Origin of the sequence: Streptomyces sp. CA-146814, assembly GCF_050942385.1 — a bacterium.
Taxonomy (GTDB): Bacteria; Actinomycetota; Actinomycetes; order Streptomycetales; family Streptomycetaceae; genus Streptomyces.
On the sequence record NZ_CP192068.1, the window covers coordinates 959,111 to 984,689 of the forward strand.

The 25,579-nt window shown below is 71.8% G+C and carries 26 protein-coding genes; 8 read left to right on the top strand and 18 right to left on the bottom strand.

Features of this window, described 5'->3' with window-relative positions; genetic code table 11:
- Nucleotides 1–66 precede the first annotated feature (66 nt).
- Entirely contained in the window at nt 67–1,239 is a 1,173-nt protein-coding gene (locus ACQP09_RS04190; protein WP_433396083.1) for a glycerophosphodiester phosphodiesterase, read from the bottom strand.
- A 298-nt stretch (nt 1,240–1,537) separates the two neighbouring features.
- Here ACQP09_RS04190 and ACQP09_RS04195 point away from each other — a divergent pair, with 298 nt between their 5' ends.
- Nucleotides 1,538–2,209, top strand: coding sequence for a lysophospholipid acyltransferase family protein (locus tag ACQP09_RS04195; protein ID WP_026242069.1), 672 nt, complete (start codon nt 1,538–1,540; stop codon nt 2,207–2,209).
- A gap of 77 nt (nt 2,210–2,286) precedes the next feature.
- Here the strand turns inward: ACQP09_RS04195 and ACQP09_RS04200 are convergent, their stop codons facing one another.
- Nucleotides 2,287–3,831, bottom strand: a complete 1,545-nt coding sequence (locus ACQP09_RS04200) for an MFS transporter (RefSeq protein ID WP_433396086.1) — start codon at nt 3,829–3,831, stop codon at nt 2,287–2,289.
- The gene (locus tag ACQP09_RS04205) at nt 3,828–4,379 is read right to left on the bottom strand and encodes a TetR/AcrR family transcriptional regulator (protein WP_432147799.1); all 552 of its coding nucleotides are present in this window, start codon (nt 4,377–4,379) and stop codon (nt 3,828–3,830) included. Before ACQP09_RS04205 ends, ACQP09_RS04200 begins: the two co-directional genes overlap by 4 nt.
- Before the next feature lie 289 nt (nt 4,380–4,668).
- Here ACQP09_RS04205 and rox point away from each other — a divergent pair, with 289 nt between their 5' ends.
- Complete coding sequence (rox, locus tag ACQP09_RS04210) at nt 4,669–6,111, top strand: rifampin monooxygenase (protein WP_433396088.1); 1,443 nt, start codon at nt 4,669–4,671, stop codon at nt 6,109–6,111.
- Nucleotides 6,112–6,200: 89 nt separating this feature from the next.
- Entirely contained in the window at nt 6,201–8,357 is a 2,157-nt protein-coding gene (helR, locus tag ACQP09_RS04215; protein WP_433396090.1) for an RNA polymerase recycling motor ATPase HelR, read from the top strand.
- Nucleotides 8,358–8,402: 45 nt separating this feature from the next.
- Here helR and ACQP09_RS04220 read toward each other — a convergent pair whose 3' ends face one another.
- The 4 genes from ACQP09_RS04220 to ACQP09_RS04235 form a co-directional block, all read right to left on the bottom strand.
- Nucleotides 8,403–9,374 carry an aldo/keto reductase gene (locus tag ACQP09_RS04220; RefSeq protein ID WP_432147796.1) on the bottom strand — a complete coding sequence of 324 codons (972 nt, stop codon included), beginning with the start codon at nt 9,372–9,374 and terminating at the stop codon, nt 8,403–8,405.
- Between the two features lie 187 nt (nt 9,375–9,561).
- Entirely contained in the window at nt 9,562–10,989 is a 1,428-nt protein-coding gene (gene argH / locus ACQP09_RS04225) for an argininosuccinate lyase (RefSeq protein WP_433396092.1), read from the bottom strand.
- Nucleotides 10,990–11,108: 119 nt separating this feature from the next.
- Nucleotides 11,109–12,302 carry an argininosuccinate synthase gene (locus ACQP09_RS04230; protein WP_403212098.1) on the bottom strand — a complete coding sequence of 398 codons (1,194 nt, stop codon included), beginning with the start codon at nt 12,300–12,302 and terminating at the stop codon, nt 11,109–11,111.
- A 126-nt stretch (nt 12,303–12,428) separates the two neighbouring features.
- The gene (locus tag ACQP09_RS04235) at nt 12,429–13,337 is read right to left on the bottom strand and encodes an alpha/beta hydrolase family protein (protein ID WP_433396095.1); all 909 of its coding nucleotides are present in this window, start codon (nt 13,335–13,337) and stop codon (nt 12,429–12,431) included.
- Between the two features lie 101 nt (nt 13,338–13,438).
- Between ACQP09_RS04235 and ACQP09_RS04240 the strand changes: the two genes are divergently transcribed.
- Together ACQP09_RS04240 and ACQP09_RS04245 are read left to right on the top strand one after the other, a co-directional pair.
- Nucleotides 13,439–14,008 (top strand): TetR/AcrR family transcriptional regulator, encoded by a 570-nt coding sequence (locus tag ACQP09_RS04240; protein WP_433396096.1) that lies wholly within the window; start codon nt 13,439–13,441, stop codon nt 14,006–14,008.
- Between the two features lie 178 nt (nt 14,009–14,186).
- Nucleotides 14,187–14,897 (top strand): L,D-transpeptidase family protein, encoded by a 711-nt coding sequence (locus ACQP09_RS04245; RefSeq protein ID WP_433396098.1) that lies wholly within the window; start codon nt 14,187–14,189, stop codon nt 14,895–14,897.
- 6 nt (nt 14,898–14,903) lie between these two features.
- On the opposite strand, the gene ACQP09_RS04250 is transcribed toward ACQP09_RS04245, so the two are convergent.
- The 5 genes from ACQP09_RS04250 to argC are packed head-to-tail and all read right to left on the bottom strand — an operon-like array spanning nt 14,904 to nt 19,773.
- Entirely contained in the window at nt 14,904–15,440 is a 537-nt protein-coding gene (locus ACQP09_RS04250) for an arginine repressor (RefSeq protein WP_084744976.1), read from the bottom strand.
- Nucleotides 15,441–15,465: 25 nt separating this feature from the next.
- On the bottom strand, nt 15,466–16,671 hold the full coding sequence (locus ACQP09_RS04255; protein ID WP_433396100.1) for an acetylornithine transaminase: 1,206 nt from the start codon (nt 16,669–16,671) through the stop codon (nt 15,466–15,468).
- Nucleotides 16,668–17,597, bottom strand: coding sequence for an acetylglutamate kinase (argB, locus tag ACQP09_RS04260; protein WP_433396102.1), 930 nt, complete (start codon nt 17,595–17,597; stop codon nt 16,668–16,670). Before argB ends, ACQP09_RS04255 begins: the two co-directional genes overlap by 4 nt.
- Entirely contained in the window at nt 17,594–18,748 is a 1,155-nt protein-coding gene (argJ, locus tag ACQP09_RS04265) for a bifunctional glutamate N-acetyltransferase/amino-acid acetyltransferase ArgJ (RefSeq protein WP_433396104.1), read from the bottom strand. The genes argB and argJ overlap by 4 nt, the downstream gene beginning before the upstream one ends.
- Entirely contained in the window at nt 18,745–19,773 is a 1,029-nt protein-coding gene (gene argC / locus ACQP09_RS04270) for an N-acetyl-gamma-glutamyl-phosphate reductase (protein WP_433396105.1), read from the bottom strand. Before argC ends, argJ begins: the two co-directional genes overlap by 4 nt.
- 141 nt (nt 19,774–19,914) lie before the next feature.
- Here argC and ACQP09_RS04275 point away from each other — a divergent pair, with 141 nt between their 5' ends.
- Entirely contained in the window at nt 19,915–20,871 is a 957-nt protein-coding gene (locus ACQP09_RS04275) for a GlxA family transcriptional regulator (protein ID WP_433396107.1), read from the top strand.
- A gap of 107 nt (nt 20,872–20,978) precedes the next feature.
- A complete protein-coding gene (gap, locus tag ACQP09_RS04280; protein WP_433396109.1) occupies nt 20,979–21,977 on the top strand; it encodes a type I glyceraldehyde-3-phosphate dehydrogenase in 999 nt (332 codons plus the stop codon).
- A gap of 71 nt (nt 21,978–22,048) precedes the next feature.
- Here gap and ACQP09_RS04285 read toward each other — a convergent pair whose 3' ends face one another.
- From ACQP09_RS04285 to ACQP09_RS04305, 5 genes are all read right to left on the bottom strand, one after another.
- Complete coding sequence (locus ACQP09_RS04285; protein WP_433396111.1) at nt 22,049–22,378, bottom strand: deoxyxylulose-5-phosphate synthase; 330 nt, start codon at nt 22,376–22,378, stop codon at nt 22,049–22,051.
- 56 nt (nt 22,379–22,434) lie between these two features.
- Nucleotides 22,435–22,611: a hypothetical protein gene (locus ACQP09_RS04290; RefSeq protein WP_433396113.1), complete on the bottom strand. Its 177-nt coding sequence runs from the start codon at nt 22,609–22,611 to the stop codon at nt 22,435–22,437.
- A 26-nt stretch (nt 22,612–22,637) separates the two neighbouring features.
- On the bottom strand, nt 22,638–22,772 hold the full coding sequence (locus ACQP09_RS04295; RefSeq protein WP_433396115.1) for a hypothetical protein: 135 nt from the start codon (nt 22,770–22,772) through the stop codon (nt 22,638–22,640).
- 194 nt (nt 22,773–22,966) lie between these two features.
- Nucleotides 22,967–23,413: a peptidoglycan-binding domain-containing protein gene (locus ACQP09_RS04300; RefSeq protein ID WP_433396117.1), complete on the bottom strand. Its 447-nt coding sequence runs from the start codon at nt 23,411–23,413 to the stop codon at nt 22,967–22,969.
- A gap of 221 nt (nt 23,414–23,634) precedes the next feature.
- Nucleotides 23,635–24,441, bottom strand: coding sequence for a LysR family transcriptional regulator substrate-binding protein (locus ACQP09_RS04305; protein ID WP_433396118.1), 807 nt, complete (start codon nt 24,439–24,441; stop codon nt 23,635–23,637).
- Between the two features lie 58 nt (nt 24,442–24,499).
- Between ACQP09_RS04305 and ACQP09_RS04310 the strand changes: the two genes are divergently transcribed.
- The gene (locus tag ACQP09_RS04310; protein WP_404068039.1) at nt 24,500–24,892 is read left to right on the top strand and encodes a DUF5997 family protein; all 393 of its coding nucleotides are present in this window, start codon (nt 24,500–24,502) and stop codon (nt 24,890–24,892) included.
- Nucleotides 24,893–25,009: 117 nt separating this feature from the next.
- Here the strand turns inward: ACQP09_RS04310 and ACQP09_RS04315 are convergent, their stop codons facing one another.
- Nucleotides 25,010–25,507 (bottom strand): peptidylprolyl isomerase, encoded by a 498-nt coding sequence (locus tag ACQP09_RS04315; RefSeq protein ID WP_404068042.1) that lies wholly within the window; start codon nt 25,505–25,507, stop codon nt 25,010–25,012.
- Nucleotides 25,508–25,579 lie beyond the last annotated feature (72 nt).

Consider the following 25,579-nt stretch of genomic DNA (forward strand, 5'->3'; position numbering starts at 1 on the left):
ACGGAGGCCCGGCGGCTGACGCGCGCGCGAACCTCGCCGGGAAGGGCTCAGCGTCCCGGGAAAGGCTCAGCGCCCCTTGAAGTCCGCCGCCGCCAGCAGCGCGGTGTCCGGGTGGTCGGAGAAGATGCCGTCGATGCCGGTGGCGAAGTACGCGGCGGCGGCGCCGAACACGTCACCGTAGGCGTTGGGGTCGGTTCCGCGCCGGAAGTCGGCGGGCAGGAAGCTGTTCTCGTTGCGCAGTGTGTACGGGTGCAGGAGCAGGCCGCGCGCGTGCGCGTCCTTCACCAGCGTGGTCGGCGTGGTGAGCCGGCCGGTGGCGTCCTTGGGGATGACCAGGTCGAGGGTGGGGCCGATGCCCTGGGCGTAGGAGGCGATCCACTTCAGCCCGGCGGGGGTCACGAGGTCGGCCACCGTGCGCGGGTCGCCGGACTCGACGAAGTCCCAGGGCCGGGTCGTCGGTCCGGAGAGGAGAACGATGCGCGGGGTGTCGACCAGCCGGGCGAGGCGCTGGACGGAGCTCGGCTCGAAGGACTGGAGGATGAGCGGGGCGTTCCTGCGGTCGCGGCCGTAGCGGCGCAGCAGCCGGGCGAGCGGCTCCTCCAGGCCGAGGCCCAGGCTCCGGAAGTACGTGGGGTGCTTGGTCTCCACGTACAGCCAGACGGGCTTTCCGCGCTTGCGGCCCTCCCGGTCGGCCCAGCGCAGGACCTCCTCGAAGGTCGGAATGGTCCAGCGGCCGTCGTAGAGGGTGTTGTCGGGGCGGCTGCCGGGGATGCGCTCCTTCGCCCGCAGGGTCTTGAGCTCGGCGAGGGTGAAGTCCTCGGTGAACCAGCCGGTGTAGCTGACGCCGTCGATGGACTTCGTGGCCTTGCGGCCGGCGAACTCGGGGTGGTCGGCGACGTCCGTGGTGGCGGTGATGTCGTTCTCGTGGCGGCAGACCAGGTGGCCGTCCTTGGTGGGCACGAGGTCCTGCTCCACGATGTGCGCGCCGAGGTCGAGCGCCAGCTGGTAGGAGCCGAGGGTGTGCTCGGGGCGGTAGCCGCTGGCCCCGCGGTGGCCGATCACCGTCGGTACGGGCAGGTCCCGCAGCGAGCCGTGACCGCCTCCGTGGCCCCCGCGTCCCCGCTCGGCGGCCTGGGCCTGTGCCTGTGCCGTGCCGGCGAGACCGAGGGCCGCCGTTCCGAGTACGGCGGCGCCCAGCAGGGCCCGTCGGCCGGGAGTGCCGGTCACACGCTCCGTCATGAATGCTCCTCGCTCGGTGCTGTCCTGGCCCGGTCGGGCGCGGCCCGATCGTAGGCAGACGGGCAGGTCAGCGGGGCGGATCCGAGGCGAACATGGCGGAAACACACGTCAACACGGCGTATCCACTCCGTGAACCCGATGTGCGATCAGCGCATACCCGCGAGTATCGTCCTCACCTGCACAGTCCAACACCTCGCACCACCGGACACCACCCCGCACCACACGCCGTACCGCCTCGCACCACCCCCGCACCACCTCACTCGCCCCGGCCGGCCCGGCCACGACACCGGAGGAACCGTTGTCCCGTCAAACGGTCATCAAGGCAGTGCTCGGACCGATTCTGCGCCTGATGTTCCGCCCCCAGGTGGAGGGCGCGGAGAACATTCCCGGGACCGGGCCGGTGATCCTCGCGGGCAACCACCTCACCTTCATCGACTCGATGATCATGCCGATCTGCTGCGACCGGCCGGTGTTCTACATCGGCAAGGACGAGTACGTGACCGGCAAGGGGCTGAAGGGCCGCCTGATGGCCTGGTTCTTCACCGGCTGCGGCATGATCCCGGTGGACCGGGACGGCGGCCGGGGCGGGGTCGCGGCGCTGATGACCGGGCGCCGGGTGCTGGAGGAGGGCCAGGCCTTCGCGATCTACCCGGAGGGCACCCGCTCCCCCGACGGCCGGCTCTACCGGGGCCGTACGGGGATCGCGCGGCTGACGCTGATGACGGGCGCCCCCGTCGTCCCGTTCGCCATGATCGGCACCGACAAGCTCCAGCCGGGCGGCGCCGGGCTGCCCCGGCCGGGCAAGGTCACGGTGCGCTTCGGCGAGCCGATGGAGTTCTCCCGGTACGAGGGCATGGACCGCGACCGCTATGTGCTGCGGGCGGTGACCGACTCGGTGATGTCCGAGGTGATGCGGCTCTCCGGCCAGGAGTACGTGGACATGTACGCGACGAAGGCCAAGGCCGCCTGATCCCGTAGAGCGTCTTACGCGGAAGGGCCCGCACCCCGCCTCCCGGGGTGCGGGCCCTTCCGTATGCCGGACACGCCCTACGGGTGCTCGATGCCGTCCTCCAGCTTCTGGCCCCGCAGCAGGAACCAGGCGGCGACGGCCGCCGCCAGGAGCACCACCGACCCGACGCCCGCGGCGGACCGCATGCCCTCGACGAACGCCTCCTGGGCCGCCGAGATCAGCGGGCCCGCCTGGGCGGCGGGCAGGGCGGTGGCCGCTTCGACGGCGCCGCCGAGCGACTCGTGGGCCGCCGACTCGACATCGGCGGGGATGCCCGCCGGGGTCGGGAAGCCCCGGTAGACGCCGGTGACGATGGAGCCGAGCAGGGCGATGCCGAGGGCGGCGCCGAGCTCGTACGCCGTCTCGGAGACGGCGGAGGCGGAACCGGCCTGCTCCTGCGGGACGCTGGAGAGGATGACGTCGGCGGTGACGGTGAAGGAGAACCCGGCGCCGACGCCGACGACCAGCAGCATGGAGCCGAGGAGCGGATAGCCGGTGTGCTGGTCGAGCAGCGTCACCGTACCCAGTGCGAGACCGACGGCGCCGAGCCCGCCCGCCACGACCGAGCGCACCGAGAACCGGCGGGCGGCGAATCCGGCCAGCAGACCGGCGGTCACCGCGCCGATGGCGGCGGGCAGTTCGGCCAGCCCCGCCTCCAGCGGGCCCCGGCCCTGGACCAGTTGGAGGAACTGGGAGAGGAAGAAGACCAGGCCCGACAGGCCGAGGATGGTCAGCAGGTCGGCGAGGACCGCGCCGGAGAAGCCCCGGTGCTGGAAGAGCCGCATGTCCAGCAGCGGCGCGGGCAGCCGGAGTTGCCTGCGGACGAACCAGGTGAGCGCGCCGGCACCGACCACGGCCGCCGCGGCCGGACCCCAGCTCAGCCCGTGCGAGGCCGTCTCCTTGATGGCGTACACGATGCCGATCATGCCGACCAGCGAGAGCCCGACGCTGAGCATGTCCCACGGGCCGGGTGCCGGGTTCTTGGACTCCGGGATCAGCTTGACGCCGACGACGACGAGCACGGCCATCACGGGCAGGTTGATCAGGAAGACCGAGCCCCACCAGAAGTGTTCGAGCAGGAACCCGCCGACGACCGGCCCGACCGCCGCGCCCGCCGAGGCGGCCGCGCCCCAGATCCCGATGGCGAGGCTGCGCTCGCGCGGGTCGTGGAAGAGGTTGCGGATCAGCGCGAGGGTGGACGGCATGAGGGTGGCGCCCGCGACACCGAGCAGCGCCCGGGCCACGATCATCATCTCGGGCGTGGTCGCGTACGCGTTGAGGACGGAGACCGCGCCGAACGCCACGGCGCCGATCAGCAGCAGCTTCTTCCGGCCGATGCGGTCGCCGAGCGAGCCCATGGAGACGAGCAGACCGGCGATGACGAAGGAGTAGACGTCACCGATCCAGAGCAGCTGGTTGCCGGTGGGGGCGAGGTCCTCGCTGAGGAACGGGGTGGCGAGGCCGAGGACGGTGGCGTCGACGGCCACCAGCAGCACGGCGAGGACGAGCACGGCGAGCGCGATCCACCGCCCGGGGCGGCGCTCGTACTCCGTGGTCTTCGGGTGCTGGTCGATGCTGGTCACTGCTCCACGCTCCGGCGGGCTCCGCCGAGCAGCAGCTCGACGATCATGTACTGGAAGTCCTGTGTGGCGACCCGTCCCACCTGGACGGCCCAGGCGCCGGTGCCGATGAGCCCGTAGAGGGCCTCGGTCAGCCAGGCGGGGGTGAGGTCGATACGGAATTCGCCGCGTTCCTGGCCGCGGCGGAAGAAGGCGGAGACCCGGGCGTCGGCCCGGTTCCAGCCCTCGTGGACCTGGTCGCCCTCGAAGAGCTGGTTCTCCGTGACGAGGAACGAGAGCAGGCCCGCACTGGGCTCGACGGCCGCGATGAGACGGCGCAGCGCCTCCTCGGAGGTGCCTTCGTCGAGCCGGGCGGCGTCCAGGGCCGCCTCGAACGCCTGGATGCCGAGATCCTCCAGCGCCTTCACGAGCGCGTCGCGTCCGGCGAAGTGGCGGTGGAGGGTGGCGCGGCCGATTCCAGCTGCTTTGGCGACCTCGTCCATGGTGGCGGTCGATTTGTGGGTCAGCAGAGCGGCGGCGCTGCGCAGCACCTGCTCACGGTCGAGAGTCATGAGACGACCATAACCCATGTGAGACATGATTGTCTCACCGATAGGGATGCGGCCACTCAGGGTGGGGGTGCGGTGCGCCGCGAGGAGCCGGATGTCCTACGAGCGGCGGGGTGAGGCGGAAGAAGAAGGCGGGAGGCGACAGGAGGTGAACCCACTCCTTGCCACTCTCAACTTATAGCGGATGGGGGGTCTTGCCGCAAGCCCCCCCAAATGCCGCAGAATCGACGGCCGAAGCCGGGATCAGAAGCGCCGGCTTCGGGAATTCGACGTCGACAAGGGCGGAACAGAGATGATCGACGTGATCGTGGTCGGCGGTGGACCGACCGGCCTCATGCTCGCCTGCGAACTGCGGCTGGCCGGGGTGCGGACCGTGGTGCTGGAGAAGCTGGCCGAGCCGACCCGGGAGAGCCGGGGGCGCGGCCTGCATGTGCGGAGCGTCGAGGTGATGGACCAGCGCGGGCTGCTGGACCGGTTCCTCGCGGAGAGCGAGAAGTTCCAGGTCGGCGGGTTCTTCGGCGGCATCCAGAAGCCGTGGCCGGACCGGCTGGACACGGCCCACCCGTACGGACTCTCCACGCTCCAGCCGGTCACCGAACGGCTGCTCCGCGAGCGGGCGATCGAGCTGGGCGCGGAGATCCGGCGCGGCTGCGAGGTGGTCGCAGTCAGCCAGGACGGTGACGGGGTGACCGTCGGGTCGGCGGACGGGACGCGGCTGCGCTCGCGCTACCTCGTCGGGTGCGACGGCGGCCGCAGCGTGGTGCGCAAGGAGGTGGGCATCGCCTTTCCCGGTGAGCCCGCCACGGTCGAGACGCTGCTCGGCGACATGGAGATGACCGAGGAGCCGGAGGTGGTCGCCGCCGTGGTGGCGGAGGTCCGCAGGACCCAGTTGCGGTTCGGCACCATCCCCAACGGCGACGGGACGCACCGCGTCATCGTGCCGGCCGAGGCCGTGTCCGAGGAGCGGGCGGGCGCGCCGACCCTGGAGGAGTTCACGGAGCGGCTGCGGGCGGTCGCGGGCACCGACTTCGGCGTGCACTCGCCGCGCTGGCTCTCCCGGTTCGGCGACGCCACCCGGCAGGCCGAGCGGTACCGGGTGGGCCGGGTGCTGCTGGCCGGCGACGCGGCGCACATCCACCCGCCGACCGGCGGACAGGGGCTCAACCTCGGGGTGCAGGACGCGTTCAACCTCGGCTGGAAACTGGCCGCCGAGGTCAACGGCTGGGCGCCGCAAGGCCTGTTGGACACCTACCACACCGAACGCCACCCGGTCGGCGCCCGCGTGCTGGACAACACCCGTGCGCAGATCACGCTGCTGGGGTCGGACCCGGGAGCGACCGCGCTGCGCGAACTGTTCGCCCGGCTGCTGGACTTCGAGGAGGTGAACGCGTACGTGACCGGGATGGTCACCGCCGTCGACATCCGCTACGACCTCGGCGAGGGCCACGACCTGCTCGGCAGGCGGCTGCCTGACGTACGGCTGGAGCACGGCCGCCGCGTCTACGAGCTGATGCACGAGGGCCGCGGCCTGCTGCTCGACCGGACGGGCGGACTGTCGGTGGCGGGCTGGGAGGACCGGGTGGATCACGTGGCCGACGCGGCCGGAGAACTGGACGTGCCGGCCGTCCTGCTGCGGCCGGACGGGCATGTGGCCTGGGTGGGAGAGGGCGAGGACCAGGAGGGGCTGGTGGCCGGGCTGACGCGGTGGTTCGGCGCACCGGCACCGACCGGCTGACCGGTCCCGTACGCCCAGCAGACCCCAGCACCCCGCACCCGGAACCCGGCACCCGGCACCCGGCACCCCGCAGAACGGAACGCACCACCATGACCACCACCGCCTTCCACCTCCCCGACCGCCTCTCCCCCAAGGCCGACCCGGCCCTCATCGCCGCCGACGAGCGGCACTTCGCCGCCGTCGCCCGGACCCTCGACGCGTCGATCGCCGAGCTGACCGGCCGGCTCGACGCCGAGCGCCGGGCACCCGGCGGCACCGGACGGCAGGCGATGGACCGGGACGCCGAGATCCACCGGCTCACCGCCCGCCTGCGCACCCTGCGCCGCTTCGGGCTCGACCTCTGCCTCGGGCGCATGGTCGCCGAGGACGGTTCCGGGCCCGTGTACGTCGGCCGGCTCGGCCTCACCGACAGCGAGGGCCACCGGCTGCTGGTGGACTGGCGCTCCCCCGCCGCCGAACCCTTCTTCGGCGCCACCCACGCCAATCCGATGGGCCTGGCGAGCCGCCGCCGGTACCGCTGGACCGGCGGCCGGATCAGCGACTACTGGGACGAGGTGTTCGCGCCGGACGCCTTCGCCGGTCATGCGGCGCTCGACGACCAGTCCGCGTTCATCGCGAGCCTCGGCACCAACCGGTCGGAGCGGATGCGGGACGTGCTCGGCACCATCCAGGCCGACCAGGACGCCGTCATCCGGGCGAGTTCGCGGGGCGCGCTGGTGGTGGACGGCGGGCCGGGTACCGGAAAGACGGTCGTCGCGCTGCACCGCTCCGCGTACCTGCTGTACTCCGACCCGCGCCTCGCGCACCGCCGGGGCGGGGTCCTGTTCGTGGGCCCGTCGCGGCCCTACCTCGGGTACGTCGCCGATGTGCTCCCGAGCCTCGGTGAGGAGGGCGTACAGACCTGCACACTGCGGGACCTGGTGGAGGAAGGGGCCACGGCCGCCGCCGAGGCCGACCCGGAGGTGGCGCGGCTGAAGGCGTCGGCGGAGCTGGTGCGGGCCGTCGAGACCGCCGTACGGTTCTACGAAGAGCCGCCCACCGAGCCCCTGACGGTCACGACCCCCTGGGCCGACCTCCGGCTGACCGCCGCCGACTGGGCCGTGGCGTTCGAGACCGCCGGGCCCGGTGCCGTACACAACGAGGCGCGCGACCAGGTCCGGGAGGAGCTGCTCACGCTCCTGGTGGAGAAGTACGACGGTGAGGAGGTCGCTCCGGAGCTGGTCCGGAAGGCGCTGGGCCAGGACCGGGAGCTGGCCGCCGCGTTCGACCGGGCGTGGCCGCTGCTGGATCCGGCCGAGCTGGTCGGTGATCTCTGGTCGGTCGCCGCCTATCTGCGCCTGGCCGCCCCGTGGCTCACCCGGGACGAGGTGCGGCTGTTGCAGCGTGCGGACGCGCAGGCCTGGACGGTCTCCGATCTGCCGGTCCTGGACGCGGCGCGGCAGCGGGTCGGTGATCCGGAGGCGTGGCGGCGCAGGCAGCGGGCGCGGGCGGCCGTGGCCGCCGAACGCGCGGGCATGGCCCAGGTCATCGACGCGCTCCTCGCGGACGAGACCCTGGCCGACGCCGATGTGGACAGCGAAGGGGCGCTGGTCATGCTGCACGGCCAGGACCTGAAGGACACCCTGGTCGACCCGGACGGATCGTCCGGCGCCGAACCGGACCGGCTGGCGGGCCCGTTCGCGCACATCGTCGTGGACGAGGCGCAGGAGCTGACCGACGCCGAGTGGCAGATGCTGCTGGTGCGGTGCCCGTCCCGCAGCTTCACCGTCGTCGGCGACCGCGCGCAGGCCCGGCACGGGTTCACGGAGTCATGGCGGGAGCGGCTGGGGCGGGTCGGGCTGGACCGGGTGTCCTCGGCCTCGCTGACCGTCAACTACCGGACGCCTCAGGAGGTCATGGCGGAGGCCGAGCCGGTGATCCGGGCCGTGCTGCCGGACGCCAATGTGCCGGTCTCGATCCGCTCCGGTGGCCTGCCGGTCGTATACGGCCCGGTGGCGGATCTCGACGCGGTCCTGGACAGCTGGCTCGCCGCGCACGCGGACGGGATCGCGTGTGTCATCGGTGATCCGGCGTTCCGGGCGAGGCCGCGCGTACGGTCGCTGACGCCGGAGCTGTCGAAGGGCCTCGAATTCGATCTGGTGGTGCTCGTGGATCCGGAGGCGTTCGGGGAGGGCGTGGCGGGGGCGGTCGACCGCTATGTGGCGATGACGCGGGCCACTCAGGAGCTCGTCGTCCTGACCGGCTGACGAGCTCCTTCAGGCTCAGCGGCTTTCGGCTCAGCGGCTTTCGGCTCAGTGCCAGGGCAGGGCCGCGCGGTGGCGCCAGTACGACTCCGGCTCCTCCACCAGCGCGTCCAGCCGGGCCCTCTGCTCCTCGTCCAGGCCGACCACGGGAGCGTGCAGGTTGCCGGCGAGCTGGGTGGCGGTGGCGGCGCCGGAGAGGACGACCCCGGCCCACGGCTGGTGCAGGACGAGCGCCAGGGCCACCGCGTCGCCGCCCACCCCCGCGTCGGCGGCGATCTCACGGAAGACGGCGGGCGCCTCGTCCCCGGCCAGCCGCCCGTTGGCCATGCCCTCCTTGACGATCACGGTGAGGCCGGCGTCATGGGCCTCGGCGAGAGCGGGGGCGGCCGAGGTCTCCAGGGCGTTGTAGGTGGCCTGGACGGTACGGAAGAGCGGGTTGCCGTCGACCGTGAGCGCGAGCGCGGCGCGGATGGCGTCGGCCTGGTGGGGGCCGCTGGTGGAGAAGCCGACGGCGACCCCGTCGGCGGCGAGGGCGGCCAGGCGCTCGTGGAGCTCCTTGTCGGCGAGGGCCGGGCTGTCCGGGGTGAGCGAGTGGATCTGGTAGAGGTCGAGCCGGTCGCCGAGGAGTTCGCGGGTCTCGGCGCGCTGGCGCTCGAAGGTGGCGAGGCTGTGGTCCTTGACCTCGTGGGCCTCGGCCTCGGTGTTCCAGTCGGCGGTGTAGGTGTAGCCCCACTTGGAGCCGACGACCAGGTCGGTGAAGGAGGGCCGGGCGTCCAGCCACTCGCCGAGGAACTCCTCGGCGCGGCCGTAGGAGCGGGCCGCGTCGACGTACCGGACGCCCTGCGCGTACGCCGCGTCCAGCAGCTCGTGCGTACGGGCGCGCAGGTCCTCCACGTCCCTGCCGTCGGGGAAGTCCTGGTCCCGGTGGAGGTTGATGTATCCGGGCCTCCCGACGGCTGCGAGTCCCAGTCCGATGTGAGCGGTCGGGGTCGTCGCGGTGGCCAGGGCGGTGAAGGGCATCGCGGGCTCCTCGGGGTCGGTTGCGGTACTCCTACCCCGGTCAACGTAGCCCGCTCCACCTTTCGTACACCTGCGACGACACCGTACGTACGCCGCCCGGGCGCGACCGTACGTACGCGAGGTCGTACGGCCTGCGCGAGGTCGTACGGCCTGCGCGAGGTCGTACGGCCTGCGCGACGTGGTACGGCTACCGGCGGGCGGTCGCCCAGGCGTTCTGCGCCTCCAGGTCCTTCTTCACCTCGGCGAGCTGGACGGCGACGGCGGAGGGTGCCGTTCCGCCCCGGCCGTTGCGGGAGGCGAGGGCGCCGCGCACGTTGAGGACCGTGCGGACCTCCGGGGTGAGGTGCTCGGAGATCTTCGCGAACTGCTCGTCGGTCAGCTCGTCCAGCTCGATGCCGTGCTGCTCGCACTCCTTGACGCAGGCACCGGCGACCTCGTGCGCGACCCGGAACGGCACGCCCTGCCGCACCAGCCACTCCGCGATGTCGGTGGCGAGCGAGAAGCCGGCCGGGGCCAGCTCCTCCATGCGCTCGCGGTTGACGGTGAGCGTGGCCATCATGCCGGTGAAGGCGGGGAGCAGGACTTCGAGCTGGTCGCAGGAGTCGAAGACGGGCTCCTTGTCCTCCTGGAGGTCGCGGTTGTACGCGAGCGGCAGCGCCTTCAGCGTGGCGAGGAGGCCGGTCAGGTTGCCGATGAGGCGGCCGGACTTGCCCCGGGCCAGCTCCGCGATGTCCGGGTTCTTCTTCTGCGGCATGATCGAGGAGCCGGTGGAGAAGGCGTCGTGGAGGGTGACGAAGGAGAACTCCTTCGTGTTCCAGATGATGACCTCCTCGGCGATCCGGGAGAGGTTGACGCCGATCATCGCGGTGATGAAGGCGAACTCGGCGACGAAGTCCCGCGAGGCGGTGCCGTCGATGGAGTTGCCCACCGAACCGTGCTCGAAGCCGAGGTCGGCGGCGACCGCCTCCGGGTCGAGGCCGAGCGAGGAGCCGGCGAGCGCGCCGGAGCCGTACGGGGAGACGGCCGTGCGCTCGTCCCACTGGCGCAGCCGCTCGGCGTCCCGGGACAGCGACTGGACGTGGGCGAGCACGTGGTGGGCGAAGAGCACCGGCTGGGCGTGCTGGAGGTGGGTGCGGCCGGGCATCGCCACGTCCGGGTGGGACTCCGCGAGGCCGACCAGCGCACCCTGGAGGTCGGCGATCAGGCCGCCGATGATCCGGGCGTGGTCGCGCAGGTACATCCGGAAGAGCGTGGCGATCTGGTCGTTCCGCGACCGGCCGGCCCGCAGCTTGCCGCCGAGGTCGGGGCCGAGCCGCTCCAGCAGTCCGCGCTCCAGGGCGGTGTGGACGTCCTCGTCGGCGATGGTGCCGGTGAAGGAGCCGTCCGCGACATCGGCTTCGAGCCGGTCCAGGCCCTCCTGCATCCGGGTCAGCTCGTCCTCGGTGAGGAGGCCCGCCTTGTTGAGGACGCGGGCGTGGGCGCGCGAGCCGGCGATGTCGTACGGCGCGAGCCGCCAGTCGAAGTGGACGGAGGCCGACAGCTTGGCCAGCGCCTCGGCCGGCCCGTCGGCGAAACGCGCGCCCCAGAGCCGGACGTCACCGTTGTTGCTGCTCACTGCGTGCTCCTCAAAGGCAAAGACAAAGGCGGAAGGCAAAGGCACAAGGCATGGGTGCGGATATGCGGCCGCCTCCCTGCCGCGTGCGGACGGGGAGGCGGCTGTACAACGAGCGAGGGTCAGGCGAGGTCGCGCTTGGCGGCGATCTTCGCGGAGAGGCCGAAGAGCTCGATGAAGCCCTGCGCCTTGGACTGGTCGAAGGTGTCGCCCGAGTCGTAGGTGGCGAGGTTGAAGTCGTACAGCGACTCGTCGGACTTCCGGCCGGTGACGACGGCGCGGCCCGCGTGCAGGGTCATCCGGATGTCGCCGGTGACGTGCTGGTTGGCCTCGTTGATGAAGCCGTCCAGGGCCCGCTTCAGCGGGGAGAACCACAGGCCGTCGTAGACCATCTCGCCCCAGCGCTGCTCGACCTGCCGCTTGTAGCGGGCCAGCTCGCGTTCGACGGTGACGTTCTCCAGCTCCTGGTGGGCGGTGATCAGCGCGATCGCGCCGGGCGCCTCGTACACCTCACGGGACTTGATGCCCACGAGCCGGTCCTCGACCATGTCGATCCGGCCGATGCCCTGGGCGCCGGCCCGCTCGTTGAGCTGCTGGATCGCCTGGAGGACGGTGACGGGCCGGCCGTCGATGGCGACGGGCACGCCCTCCTTGAAGGAGATGACGACCTCGTCGGCCTCGCGCGGGGTGGCGGGGTTGGAGGTGTACTCGTAGATGTCCTCGATCGGCGCGTTCCAGATGTCCTCCAGGAAGCCCGTCTCGACGGCCCGTCCGAAGACGTTCTGGTCGATGGAGTACGGGGACTTCTTGGTGGTCGCGATCGGGAGGTTCTTCTCCTCGCAGAAGGCGATCGCCTTGTCCCGGGTCATCGCGTAGTCCCGGACCGGGGCGATGCACTTCAGGTCGGGGCCAAGCGCGGAGATACCGGCCTCGAAGCGGACCTGGTCGTTGCCCTTGCCGGTGCAGCCGTGGGCGACGATCCCGGCGTTGTGCTTCTTGGCGGCGGCGACGAGGTGCTTGACGATGGTCGGCCGGGAGAGGGCCGAGACCAGCGGGTAGCGGTCCATGTAGAGGGCGTTGGCCTTGATCGCCGGGAGGCAGTACTCCTCGGCGAACTCGTCCTTGGCGTCCGCGACCTCGGCTTCGACGGCACCGCAGGCGAGCGCGCGCTTGCGGATGACGTCCAGGTCCTCGCCGCCCTGGCCGACGTCCACGGCAACGGCGATGACCTCGGCGCCCGTCTCCTCGGCGATCCAGCCGATGGCGACGGAGGTGTCCAGGCCGCCCGAGTAGGCGAGTACGACGCGCTCGGTCACGGGTTTCTCCTTACGGTGCAATCACTGATGGGTATAACTATGCGGTACTCCGTATGCTTTGTCAAAAGCGCAGGTCAGGTGTGGTGAGGACGGCCATACGGGCCGGATTCTGCTGGCCGGTCGAGCTCACTTGACGGCGATGCTCCACGCGCCGTCGCCGGGCGCGGCGGCACCAAGGGCGGTCCACCCGGTGCCGTCGAGCTTGAAGGCGTCGAGGAGGTAGGCCGAGACCGCGTCGGCGACGAGCGCGACGCGGGCAGGGTCCTCGTCGGTTGTCTCGGCGGCCATCTCACCGGCCAGGCCGCCCAGGGTGTGCTCACCCTCGGCGATGGTGAGCAAGGCCTTCGGGGACGGGCTGAGGTGGTAGGCGTCGGTGAACCACTCCGGGCCCCGGGTGGAGAGCTGCGACTGATCCTTGCCGCCCGCGACGACCAGGGCCGGGGTGGTCATGATGGAGTAGTCCGGCCTCATGAACGGAAGGTGCTCGGCGGCGAACGGGGTGAGCGTGTCGCCGGTTCCGGTCGCCGCGATCAGCGCGCCGGCCGAGACCGCCGGGTGGGAGAAGTCCTCGCCGGGAACGCCGTCGGCGTCGAGCACCCGCGCACCGAGGATCGCACCGGCACTCTGGGCGCCCCAGGAGTGGCCGACGACCGCGATGCGCTCACGGTCGACCCGCGTCGCCAGGTCGCCGGCCTGGAGAAGGATGTCGCCGAGGCCGTCGAGGACCGCGTGGAGGTCGGCGATCCGGACGCGCCAGATGGTGGCGAAGCGCGGGTCGTCCCACCCGATGCCGTTGCGGCGGGAGTCCAGGTGGGTGGGCTGCACCACGATGAATCCGGCGGCCGCCCACCGGTCGACGAGGGGCTCGTATCCGTCCAGGGACCAGGCGTTGCCGTGGGAGAAGACGATGACGGGCAGGTCGTGGCCCGACAGCGGAGCGGTGACCTTGACCTGGAGGTCGATGCCGCGGCCGGGTGCGGGGACGGTGATGGGCTTGACCGCGACGACCGGCCGGTCGAGAGGGCGGAAAGACATGGGGGACCTGCGCTTTCTCCATGGGGCCGCCCTGCCATACTTTGGCGGAGCATCGTTCCGCCAATTTAGCGGAACATTGTTCCGCGAGCAATGGAGGTCCCGTGACGGAGCCGGTCGGAGTACGCCGGGCACAGGCGCAGCGCACCCGCAGCGGTGTGCTGGCCGCCGCGTCGGCGGTCTTCGTGGACCAGGGCGTCCAAGCCCCCATCCGCGACATCGCCGAGCGCGCCGGCGTGGGCGTGGGCACGATCTACCGGAACTTCCCGACCCGGGCGGACCTCGTCACCGCCGTCTACCGCCACCAGATCGACGCCTGCACCGCACTCGCTCCCCGCCTCCTGGAGGAATCGGCCTCCCCGTTCACCGCGCTGACCCGCTGGGTGGACGCGTTCGTGGAGTTCCTGGTGACCAAGCACGGTCTCGGTGCCGCCCTTGGGTCCGGTGATCCGGGGCTGGAGAACCTCCACGCCCTCATGCTCGACACCCTGGTCCCGGCCTGCGCGACGTTGCTCGACGCCTGCGCCGCCGACGACGAGGTCGACCCCGGCATCACCGCCTACACGCTCATGCGCGCCATCGGGAACCTCTGCATCACCGGCCCCGACTACGACCGGGCCGACGCCGGGCGGATGGTCGAGGCCCTCCTCGCCGGGTGCCGTCGCCCGGCTTAGCGGCGGAGACCGGGTCCGGCCCCGCGCCGACCTCGGGCCATCGGGCCGAGCCCCCGGGGGCGACCCGGCATCTCCGGTGGCTTTCTGGGGCTCTCGGGGGCTCTCCCGGGGTGGGCCGCTGGGCCGTACGGAGCAGGTCCGGTGGGTCGACGGCCCCGGCCACCGTACGGTCCGGAGCATGCGCCGACGACCTCTCCCGACCTTCGCCGTACTCCTCACGCTGGCCCTGGGCTCCCTCGGAGCCACACCCGATGACAGCCCGCCTCCCCTCCCGTACCGGCTGGCGGACACGGGCGGTGGTTCGCAGCTGATCACGGCCGAGGCCCCGGACACCGGCTCGACCACCGGCACGGTGACCTGGTGGGAGCGGCGCGGGGGCCGGTGGGTGGCGGCGGGCTCGGCGGACGCGCGGTTCGGGGCGAACGGGCTGGTCGAGGGCGGCAGCCGCGAGCAGGGCACCAGCACCACACCGACCGGGCTGTACGACCTGCCGTACGCCTTCGGCATCCAGGACGCCCCGGCGGGGACGCGGTATCCCTACCGCAAGGTGACCGAGGACTCCTGGTGGTGCCAGGACAACGCCTCGCGCGCGTACAACCGCTGGGTGGAACCGCGTCCCGCCGACTGCCGGGCGGACGAGGCCGAGCACCTGGTCACGTACGGGACGCAGTACGCCCACGCGCTGGTGATCGGCTTCAACTACGACCGTCCGGTACGGGGCCGGGGCGCGGGGATCTTCCTGCATGTGAACGGGCGTGGGGCGACGGCGGGTTGTGTGTCCGTGCCCGCCGACGCCATGGCGGAGATCCTGGCCTGGGCGAAGCCGGAGCGGCGGCCGCACATCGCGGTCGGGACCTCCTCGGGCCCGACCGCGATCACGCGCTACTAGAAGAGGTCAGCGGTCGTTCTGAGCGAGCCTCAGCAGGTGGTCGGCGAGCGCCTGACCGCCGTTCGCGTCGCGGCTGATGAGCATCAGCGTGTCGTCGCCCGCGATCGTGCCGAGGATGTCGTGCAGTTCGGCCTGGTCGATGGCCGAGGCGAGGAACTGCGCGGCGCCCGGCGGCGTACGCAGCACCACCAGGTTGGCCGAGGCCTCCGCCGAGATGAGCAGTTCGGCCGAGAGCCTGCGCATCCGCTCCTCCTTGGCCGAGCCGCCGAGCGGCGCCTGCGGGGTGCGGAAACCGCCCTCGCTCGGCACCGCGTAGATCAGCTCGCCGCCGGTGTTGCGGATCTTGACCGCGCCCAGCTCGTCGAGGTCGCGGGAGAGCGTCGCCTGGGTGACGCTCAGCCCGTCGTCGGCGAGGAGCTTGGCCAGCTGGCTCTGCGAGCGGACCGGCTGCCGGTTCAGGATGTCCACGATCCGGCGGTGGCGGGCGGTGCGGGTCTGCGGCACGGACGGTCCGCCGTGCTCGGTCTCCTGCGCCTCGGTCATCGTCGTCGCCTCATTCTCCGGAGGGTCATGCTCCGGATCGTCCGTCCCCGTGTGCCGCGTCGAGAGCGCTCGGCAGGATCTCCAGGAACGCGTCCACCTCCGCGTCACCGATGATCAGCGGCGGCATGAGCCGTACGACATCGGGGGCGGGCGCGTTCACCAGGAGGCCGGCTCCCTGGGCCGCCTGCTGCACCTGCGGTGCGAGGGGTCCGGTGAGCACGATACCCAGCAGCAGGCCGCTGCCGCGGACATGGGAAACCAGCGGATGTCCGAGCGCGTCCACGCCGTCGCGGATCTTCTCACCGAGCCGCTTGACCTCGTCGAGCGCGCCGTCGGCCGCGAGGGTGTCGATGACGGCGAGTCCGGCGGCGCAGGCGACCGGGTTGCCGCCGAACGTGGTGCCGTGGTGACCCGGCTTCAGCAGGTCGGCCGCCGGGCCGAACGCGACCGTCGCACCGATCGGCAGTCCGCCACCGAGCCCCTTGGCGAGCGTGACGAGGTCCGGCTCGACGCCTTGGTGGGCCTGGTGCTCGAACCACTGGCCGCAGCGGCCGATGCCGGTCTGGACCTCGTCCAGGACGAGCAGCGTGCCGGTGGCGCGGGTGATCTCCCGGGCCGCCTCCAGGTAGCCCTTGGGCGGGACGACGACACCGTTCTCGCCCTGGATCGGCTCGATGATGACCAGGGCGGTGTCGGTGGTCACCGCTGCGCGCAGGGCGTCCACGTCTCCGTACGGCACATGCGTGACATCGCCGGGCAGCGGGACGAACGGCTCCTGCTTTCCAGGCTGGCCGGTCAGCGCGAGCGCGCCCATCGTCCGGCCGTGGAAGCCGCCGTCGGTGGCGACCATGTGCGTGCGCCCGGTGAGCCGGCCGATCTTGAACGCGGCTTCGTTGGCCTCGGCGCCGGAGTTGGCGAAGAAGACCCGGCCCGGGCGGCCGAAGAGCTGGAGCAGCCGCTCGGCGAGGGCGACCGGCGGCTCCGCGATGAACAGGTTCGATACGTGGCCGAGCGAGGCGACCTGCGTGGAGACGGCCTCCACGACGGCCGGGTGCGCGTGGCCGAGGGCGTTGACCGCGATGCCGCCGACGAAGTCGAGGTAGCGGGTGCCGTCCTCGCCCCAGACGTGGGCGCCCTCCCCGCGGACGAGCGACAGGCGGGGCGTGCCGTAGTTGTCCATCAGCGCGCCCTGCCACCGCGAGGTGAGTCCGCTGCTGTCGGTGCCGGTCATGATGCCCCCAGTTCAGGCCCTGTGTGTACGTCGATGGGGGCGTCCGGCACGACCATCGTGCCGATGCCCTCGTCGGTGAAGATCTCCAGCAGGATCGAGTGCTGGACCCGGCCGTCGATGACACGGGCGGTCTCGACGCCGTTGCGGACGGCGTGCAGACAGCCCTGCATCTTGGGGACCATGCCGCTGGACAGCTCGGGCAGCAGCTTCTCCAGCTCGCTCGCGGTCAGGCGGCTGATGACGTCGTCGCTGTTGGGCCAGTCCTCGTACAGCCCCTCCACGTCGGTGAGGACCATCAGCGTCTCGGCGTTCAGTGCGGCGGCGAGCGCGGCGGCCGCGGTGTCGGCGTTGACGTTGTAGACGTGGTGGTCGTCGGCGGAGCGGGCGATGGAGGAGACGACCGGGATGCGGCCGTCGTCGAGCAGCGCCTGGATGGCCCCGGTGTCGATGGCGGTGATCTCGCCGACCCGGCCGATGTCGACGGACTCGCCGTCGATGGTGGGCCGGTGCTGGGTGGCGGTGATGGTGTGGGCGTCCTCGCCGGTCATGCCGACGGCGAGGGGGCCGTGCTGGTTGAGGAGGCCGACCAGTTCGCGCTGGACCTGTCCGGCGAGGACCATCCGTACGACGTCCATCGCCTCGGGGGTGGTGACCCGCAGCCCGGCCTTGAACTCGCTGACCAGGCCCTGCTTGTCGAGCTGGGCGCTGATTTGCGGGCCGCCGCCGTGCACGACGACGGGCTTGAGCCCGGCGTGCCGCAGGAAGACGACGTCCTGCGCGAAGGCGGCCTTCAGCTCCTCGTCGATCATGGCGTTGCCGCCGAACTTGATGACGACGGTCTTGCCGTGGTGCCGGGTCAGCCAGGGCAGCGCCTCGATGAGGATCTGCGCCTTCGGGAGTGCGGTGTGCTTCCGCGCCGTCGTCATGAGCTGTACGCGCTGTTCTCGTGGACGTAGTCCGCGGTGAGGTCGTTGGCCCAGATGACGGCGGACTCGGTGCCGGCGGCGAGGTCGGCGGTGATCTTGACCTCCCGGTAGCGCATGTCGACCAGGTCGCGGTCCTCCCCCACTCCCCCGTTCTTGCAGACCCAGACGTCGTTGATGGCGACGTTGAGCTGGTCCGGCTCGAAGGCCGCCTTCGTCGTGCCGATGGCGGAGAGGACCCGGCCCCAGTTGGGGTCCTCGCCGTGGATCGCGCACTTGAGGAGGTTGTTCCGGGCGATGGACCGGCCGACCTCGACGGCGTCGTCCTCGGTGGCCGCGTTGATCACCTCGATCCGGATGTCCTTGGAGGCGCCCTCGGCGTCCCCGATGAGCTGCCGCGCGAGGTCGTCGCAGACGGCCCGTACGGCCTCGGCGAACGCGGCCTGGTCCGGGGTGATGCCGCTGGCGCCGGAGGCGAGGAGGAGCACGGTGTCGTTGGTGGACATGCAGCCGTCGGAGTCGACCCGGTCGAAGGTGGTCCGGGTGGCGTCGCGCAGGGCGGCGTCCAACTGCGGGGCGGGCACGTCGGCGTCGGTGGTGAGGACGACGAGCATGGTGGCGAGGCCCGGGGCCAGCATGCCGGCGCCCTTGGCCATGCCGCCGACGGTCCAGCCCTCGCCGCCCGCGACGGCCGTCTTGTGCACGGTGTCGGTGGTCTTGATGGCGATGGCGGCCTTCTCGCCGCCGTGCTCGCTGAGCGCGGCGGCGGCCTGCTCGATGCCGGGGAGGAGCTTGTCCATGGGGAGCAGGAGCCCGATGAGGCCGGTGGAGGCGACGGCTACTTCTCCCGCGCTGTGGCCCTCCAGCACCTCGGCGACCTTCTCGGCGGTGGCGTGGGTGTCCTGGAACCCCTTGGGTCCCGTACAGGCGTTGGCGCCACCGGAGTTGAGGACGACGGCGGTGACCTCGCCGCCCTTGAGGACCTGCTCGGACCAGAGGACCGGGGCGGCCTTGACGCGGTTGGAGGTGAAGACGCCCGCGGCGGCGCGACGGGGCCCGTGGTTGACCACGAGGGCCAGGTCCGGGTTACCGCTCTCCTTGATTCCGGCGGCGATGCCCGCCGCCGAGAATCCCTGTGCTGCCGTGACGCTCACGGTGCCACTCCGATCGTCGTGAGACCTGTGTCCTCGGGGAGCCCGAGGGCGATGTTCATGCTCTGCAGGGCGCCGCCCGCGGTGCCCTTGGCGAGGTTGTCGATGGCGGTGACGACGACGATCCGCCCGGCGGCCTCGTCGTACGCGACCTGGATCTGTACGGCGCTGGAGCCGTACACCGCGGCGGTGGCGGGCCACTGGCCCTCGGGCAGGAGGTCGACGAACGGCTCGTCCGCGAACGCCTTCCCGTACACGGCGCGCAGGCTCTCCGCGCTCACGCCCGGCGTCGCCTTCGCGCTGCACGTGGCGAGGATGCCGCGCGGCATGGGCGCGAGGGTGGGCGTGAAGGAGACGGTGACCGGCTGCCCGGCGGCGGCGCTGAGGTTCTGGATCATCTCGGGCGTGTGGCGGTGGCCGCCGCCGACGCCGTACGGGGTCATGTTGCCCATCACCTCGGAGCCGAGCAGATGCGGCTTGGCCGCCTTGCCCGCACCGGAGGTCCCGGAAGCGGCGACGATGACGGCCTCCGGCTCGGCGATACCGGCCTCGTACGCCGGGAAGAGCGCGAGCGACACGGCGGTCGGGTAGCACCCCGGCACCGCGATCCGCTTGGACCCGGCGAGCGCGGCCCGCCCACCCGGCAGCTCGGGCAGCCCGTAGGGCCAGGTCCCGGCGTGCGGCGACCCGTAGAACTTCTCCCAGTCCCCCGCGTCCTTCAGCCGGAAGTCGGCCCCCATGTCGACCACGAGCACCTCGTCGCCCAGCTGCTCGGCCACGGCTGCGGACTGCCCGTGCGGCAACGCCAGGAAGACGACGTCGTGCCCGGCGAGCACCTCGGCGGTGGTGGGCTCCAGCACCCGGTCGGCCAGCGGCCGCAGATGCGGCTGGAGCGAGCCGAGGGCCTGCCCGGCGTTGGAGTGTCCGGTGAGCGCACCGATCTCGACGCCCGGGTGCGCCAGCAGAAGGCGGAGCAGCTCACCGCCGGCGTATCCGCTCGCCCCTGCCACCGCTGCGCGTACCACCATCGGAACCCTCCTCGTCGATGGCATGACTATACGCAGCGCTGCACTTTTATGCAATCAGATGCATCGGTGCCCGGCCGACGGGCACGAGCACCCGGCGCCCGCGACCGAGCCGACGCCCGTGCCCCGCGTACCCTCTTCCCCGTGCCCGCCCCGTCCCCGCATCGCGTCGCCGTCCTCGTGCTGGAGGGGGCGAAGCCGCTCGACGTCGGGATTCCCGCGCAGGTGTTCACGACCCGCGCGAGCATGCCGTACGAGATACGGGTCTGCGGTGCGGCTCCCGGGCTCGTGACCGGCGGCGACGGGCTGTCGTACTCCGTCGCCCATGGGCTCGACGCGCTGGAGTGGGCCGACATCGTCTTCGTTCCCGGCTACCGGTTTCCGGACCGGGACGATCCGCCGCGGGCCGTCGTCGATGCGCTGGTCGGCGCGCACGACCGGGGCGCGCGGCTCGCCGCCATCTCGACCGGGGCCTTCGCGCTCGCCGCGACCGGTCTGCTCGACGGCCGGCGGGCCACGACGCACTGGCATTACACACGGGCGCTCGCCGCGAGGCATCCGCGCGTCCGGGTCGACGAGAACGTCCTGTTCGTCGACGAGGGCAGCGTGCTCACCTCGGCCGGTGCCGCCTCCGGCATCGACCTGTGCCTGCACATCCTGCGCGGCGACCTCGGGGTGGCCGCGTCCAACCACGCGGCCCGGCGGCTCGTCGCGGCCCCCTACCGGAGCGGCGGGCAGGCGCAGTACGTGCCGCGCAGCGTGCCCGAGCCGCTCGGCGAGCGGTTCGCCGCCACCCGGGAGTGGGCGCTGCACCGGCTCGCCGAGCCCCTCACCCTCGACGTACTCGCCCGGCACGCGGCGGTGTCGCCGCGCACCTTCTCGCGGCGCTTCGCCGAGGACACGGGGTACACGCCGATGCAGTGGGTCATGCGCGCTCGTATCGACATGGCCCGCGAACTGCTGGAGCGCTCGCAGCGCAGCATCGAGCAGATCGCCGCCGATGCCGGCCTCGGTACGGGGACGAATCTGCGGCTCCACTTCCAGCGCATCCTCGGCACCACGCCGAGCGAGTACCGGCGCACCTTCTCCCGGGACGAATAGCCTGGCGCGATCCTTTCGGACCGTGGCGATCACGCCGCTGTCACCGGCGGCCGTAGCGGGCGAACCTGGAGGCGAACCCGCAGGGACCGGAAGGGACACCACCACTCATGACGCGCATCGCCATCAACGGATTCGGCCGCATCGGACGCAACGTCCTGCGCGCGCTGCTCGAACGCGACAGCGGCCTGGAAGTCGTCGCCGTCAACGACCTCACGGAGCCCGCCGCCCTCGCGCGGCTGCTCTCCTACGACTCGACGGCGGGTCGCCTCGGCCGCCCGGTGACGGTCGACGGGGACGTCCTCGTCGTCGACGGCCGCCGCATCACCGTGCTCGCCGAGCGCGAACCGGCGCGGCTGCCGTGGGCCGAGCTCGGCGCCGACATCGTGCTGGAGGCGACCGGCCGCTTCACCTCGGCCAAGGCCGCCCGCGCGCACCTCGACGCGGGCGCGAAGAAGGTACTCGTCAGCGCGCCGGCGGACGGCGCCGATGTCACGCTCGCGTTCGGCGTCAACACCGACGCGTACGACCCTGCGGTGCACACGATCGTCTCGAACGCCTCGTGCACGACCAACGCGCTCGCGCCGCTGGCGAAGGTGCTCGACGATCTGGCCGGAATCGAGCACGGCTTCATGACGACGGTGCACGCCTACACGCAGGAGCAGAACCTGCAGGACGGCCCGCACCGCGACGCCCGCCGCGCCCGCGCCGCCGCCGTCAACATCGTGCCGACCACGACCGGCGCCGCCAAGGCGATCGGCCTCGTGCTGCCGAACCTCGACGGCAAGCTGTCCGGCGACTCGATCCGCGTACCGGTTCCGGTGGGATCGATCGTCGAACTCAACACGACCGTCGCCCGCGACGTGACGCGCGAGGACGTGCTGGCGGCGTACCGCACCGCGGCAGAGGGGCCGCTCGCCGACGTACTCGAGTACTCGGAAGACGCGCTCGTGTCGTCCGACATCACGGGCAATCCCGCCTCGGCGATCTTCGACTCGGCCCTCACCCGCGTCGACGGCCGCCACGTCAAGGTGGTCGCCTGGTACGACAACGAGTGGGGCTTCTCGAACCGCGTGATCGACACGCTCGAACTCCTCGCCGCCGGCTGAGTCATAGCCGCCGACTGATTCCTGGCCGGGCCGCCCCGGACGGGCACCTTCCAGCGCGGGATCGGCGCGGGTCAGGGCACGTCGTACCGTACGAGCGCCGTGGACACCGGCTCACCGCTGCGCCCGGCGTACGCCAGGCGTTCGCGCACCTCCCGGAGTGTGCGGGGCCGGTAACCGGGCCCGCCGCAGCAGCTCTTGTGGAACCCGACGCCGGCGTTCAGCAGCACGGTGAGGGTCCGCCAGGCCGCCACGTCCCGCCGGCGCGGCGCGGCGAACGCCGACCCCACGTGGATCATCGACTCAGCACAACGCGGGCAGCTCCGCGGCCTGGTGGGGCCGTGGGGCTGCTTGTACGAGGCCCGGCAGGGGAGGCAGACGTAGGAGGTCTTGGCGGGAGGCATGGGGCCAGGGTAGGGATCGCGTCGCCGGGCGGCCATCGAGTTCCGCGCGCACACCGTCACAAACAGCCGCAGTCGGTGGCGTAGAGCAGCAGGAAGACCGCCGTCGCGGCGGCGAACGTGAATCCGGTCATGGCCATGACCGTGAGAGTCCGGTGTCGGCCCTTCGCAGGATCGCGGAAGGTCGCCCACGCGCCGTGGGCGAGGATGAGGCTGAGCAGAGCCGCCCCGGCCAAGGTCAGCCCCGGGCTGAACGACCAGCTCAGGTAGGCGCGATCAGCACCAGCCCGGCCGGCAGAGCGCAGGCGAGCAGGGAGAGCATCGCTTCTACGACGGCCTCTCCGACCGTCTCCTCCAGGAACTCCTTGGTACCGCGCGCTAGCCTGCGGAACCCCATGGAACTCCCCCGCCCCGAGCAACGATGCCCTCGAGGGGCCCGTCTCCAGGAACGCTTGCGGCACGACGACGGTTGACGGAGCCCGACGGGCGCCTGCTCGGCTCCGTACGACAGAGCACGGCACGGTTCACTCCCCCGAGGGTCGCGAACCGTGCCGTGCTCCTCACCATTGGGCGAATCCGCTCACCCGAGGATCAGCGGGCGTTGGCGAACCGCTTGAACGCCGCCTGGGTGCCCGGACCGGCGACGCCGTCGATCGCGCCGGTGTAGCCGTAGTGCGCCTTCAGCCAGCGCTGCAGCGCCTTGACCGTGTTCGGGCCGACGACTCCGTCGATGGCGTCATTGTAGTTGGCGGCCGACTTCAGGAAGCGCTGGAAGGCCTTCCAGCTGTTGGTGCCGAGCTGGCCGTCGATGGCGCCGGTGTAGTTCCAGGAGCGCGCCAGCCAGCGCTGGACCTCCTTCGCCTGTGCGTTGCTCAGGCCGAGGTTGACGACCGCGAGCGGCGCGACCTGCTGGGCGCTGACCGCCGGTGCCTGCTGGGCCGGCGTCGCGGCGAAGCTCGTGCCCGCCGCCGTCAGCGTTCCGGCCGCGATCACCGCGGCGGTGGCGACACTCACGAACGTCCTCGTCATGGCTCGCATGTACTTCCCCTCCCATGTACGGAACCGACCGCACCGGCCGGCTGACGACCACCCTGCTGGACCGGGGGCGGCGGCCACCATGGCTGCCGGGGAAGTGACGCAATCCCGGGAATTCCCGCGCTCCGACCTGCTGGGACGCCGGCCGTGGGATCGGTGGGGCGGGACGCGCGGCGAAGGCGTGGAGCGACCGGGAAGGCGTACGGGGGCGGGGAGGGCAGGCCCTAGCGGCCGCGCGGCTTTCCTCGTTTGCCGGGCGCCTTGCCGGTCGCCTTGCCGCCCTTGGGAGTGCCCGCGCGGCGGCCCGTGGCCGCCTGCTTGCGTGCGGAGCCGGTCGCCGTGCCCGACCGCTTGGCCTTCGCCTTGGCCTTCTCCTTCGCCGACGGCTGCGGCGGCGGCGTGGCCGCGCGGCCCCGGGTGCTGTTGACCGTGCGGCCCCGGACGATGCCGATGAACTCCTCGACCAGGTCGGGCGTGGGCTCCTCCTGCGGCCAGGACAGGGCCACGCGGGACTCGGGAGCCTCCAGGACCGGGCGGTAGGTGAGGTCCTTGCGGTGGTGCAGACGGGCCAGGGACTGCGGGACGAGGAGAACGCCCACGCCCGCCGCCACCAGCTCGACGGCGTCCGCCGTGGAGGCAGGGCGTTCGAGCGCGGGACGGCCCGGAAGGGTCTCCCAGTCCAGGACGTCGTCGAGCGGGTGCAGGACGATCTCGTCCGCCAGGTCGGGGAGCGTGACCTCCTCCGCGGCCGTGACGGCGTGGTCCTTGGGGATCACCACGACCGTCGTCTCGGTGTACAGGGGGATCGCGCTGAGGACGTCCCGGTCGACCGGAAGCCGTACGAGCCCCGCCTCCGCACCGCCGTCCGCCAGCAGCCGGCCCGCCTCGGCCGGAGGGACCTGGACGAGCTCCAGAGGGGTGTCGGGCAGCCGCTCGTGCCAGACCCTCACCCACTTGGTCGGCGTCACACCGGGGACGTACGCGAGCCTGAAGGAAGGGGGCGTAGCAGAGGGGGTATCCGAGCCTGTCACGGATCCAGGCTACCGGCAGGTGGTCGGAGGTATGTCCCATCGTCGATACCCTGGACCCATGACGTCGCACAAGACCGCCCAGACCATGAAGCCCGCCACCGCGGCGAAGAAGCTGGGTGTGTACCTCCAGGCCACCCCCGCCGAGTTCCAGGAGGGTGCCGTCTCGCGCACCGAGCTCAACGCCCTCCAGACCGACCCGCCCGCGTGGCTGGTCGAGCTGCGCCGCACCGGACCGCACCCCCGTCCCGTGGTCGCCGCGAAGCTCGGCATCTCCATCGCCGGCCTCGCCCGTGGCGGGATCACCGATCCCCTCACCACCGAGCAGGTCGACGCCCTCAAGGACGAGATGCCGGAGTGGCTCCAGAAGGAGCGGGCCACCCAGGCGGAGGTCCGCAAGGAGACCGCCCGTATCAAGGAGCGCAACGCGGAGCGCGCCGCCCGGTCGAACTGACCGAGGTCCACGGCCGGTCGAACTGACCGAGGCCCACGGAGAGAGCGGGAAGCCCGGCCGACGCGGTGCGTCGGCCGGGCTTCCTGTGTTCCGCCGGGCCCGAAGGCGCCGCGTCGGTCAGAGAACGCCGGACTCGGCGATGGTGACCTTGGCGCGGGTGCGGCCGCTGGAGGAGCCGAGCGCCTCGATCTTGCGGACGAGCTTCATGCTGTCGTCGTCGGCGACCTCGCCGAAGACCACGTGCTTGCCGTCCAGCCACGGGGTGAGCACCGTGGTGATGAAGAACTGCGAGCCGTTGGTGTTCGGGCCGGCGTTGGCCATCGAGAGCAGGCCGACGCGGTCGTGCTTGAGGTTGAAGTTCTCGTCGGCGAACTTCTCGCCGTAGATGCTCTTGCCGCCGGTGCCGTCGCCGCGGGTGAAGTCCCCGCCCTGGAGCATGAAGTCCGTGATGACGCGGTGGAAGGACGAGCCGGCGTAGCCGAAGCCCTTCTCGCCGGTGGCGAGCGCGCGGAAGTTCTCCGCCGTCTTGGGGACGACGTCGTCGAACAGGTTGAACGTGATCCGCCCTGCGGGCGCGTCGTCGATGGTGATGTCGAAGTAGACCTTGGTTGTCATGGTGACATCCTCACATTCCTGGCAACCGCAGGTGAAACCCGGGTTGGGTCGGCGGTGTGGAATGTCGGGTTC

Bases quoted from the DNA above. Each gene is read 5' to 3' on its own strand.
- ACQP09_RS04235 (WP_433396095.1), bottom strand. From the start codon at position 13,337: ATGTCTTTCCGCCCTCTCGACCGGCCGGTCGTCGCGGTCAAGCCCATC.
- ACQP09_RS04255 (WP_433396100.1), bottom strand. From the start codon at position 16,671: ATGACCGGCACCGACAGCAGCGGACTCACCTCGCGGTGGCAGGGCGCG.
- argB (WP_433396102.1), bottom strand. From the start codon at position 17,597: ATGACGACGGCGCGGAAGCACACCGCACTCCCGAAGGCGCAGATCCTC.
- rox (WP_433396088.1), top strand. From the start codon at position 4,669: ATGATCGACGTGATCGTGGTCGGCGGTGGACCGACCGGCCTCATGCTC.
- ACQP09_RS04250 (WP_084744976.1), bottom strand. From the start codon at position 15,440: ATGACCGAGGCGCAGGAGACCGAGCACGGCGGACCGTCCGTGCCGCAG.
- ACQP09_RS04315 (WP_404068042.1), bottom strand. From the start codon at position 25,507: ATGACAACCAAGGTCTACTTCGACATCACCATCGACGACGCGCCCGCA.
- ACQP09_RS04300 (WP_433396117.1), bottom strand. From the start codon at position 23,413: ATGCGAGCCATGACGAGGACGTTCGTGAGTGTCGCCACCGCCGCGGTG.
- helR (WP_433396090.1), top strand. From the start codon at position 6,201: ATGACCACCACCGCCTTCCACCTCCCCGACCGCCTCTCCCCCAAGGCC.
- ACQP09_RS04205 (WP_432147799.1), bottom strand. From the start codon at position 4,379: ATGACTCTCGACCGTGAGCAGGTGCTGCGCAGCGCCGCCGCTCTGCTG.
- ACQP09_RS04190 (WP_433396083.1), bottom strand. From the start codon at position 1,239: ATGACGGAGCGTGTGACCGGCACTCCCGGCCGACGGGCCCTGCTGGGC.
- ACQP09_RS04220 (WP_432147796.1), bottom strand. From the start codon at position 9,374: ATGCCCTTCACCGCCCTGGCCACCGCGACGACCCCGACCGCTCACATC.
- ACQP09_RS04245 (WP_433396098.1), top strand. From the start codon at position 14,187: ATGCGCCGACGACCTCTCCCGACCTTCGCCGTACTCCTCACGCTGGCC.
- ACQP09_RS04310 (WP_404068039.1), top strand. From the start codon at position 24,500: ATGACGTCGCACAAGACCGCCCAGACCATGAAGCCCGCCACCGCGGCG.
- argC (WP_433396105.1), bottom strand. From the start codon at position 19,773: ATGGTGGTACGCGCAGCGGTGGCAGGGGCGAGCGGATACGCCGGCGGT.
- ACQP09_RS04295 (WP_433396115.1), bottom strand. From the start codon at position 22,772: ATGGGGTTCCGCAGGCTAGCGCGCGGTACCAAGGAGTTCCTGGAGGAG.
- gap (WP_433396109.1), top strand. From the start codon at position 20,979: ATGACGCGCATCGCCATCAACGGATTCGGCCGCATCGGACGCAACGTC.
- ACQP09_RS04285 (WP_433396111.1), bottom strand. From the start codon at position 22,378: ATGCCTCCCGCCAAGACCTCCTACGTCTGCCTCCCCTGCCGGGCCTCG.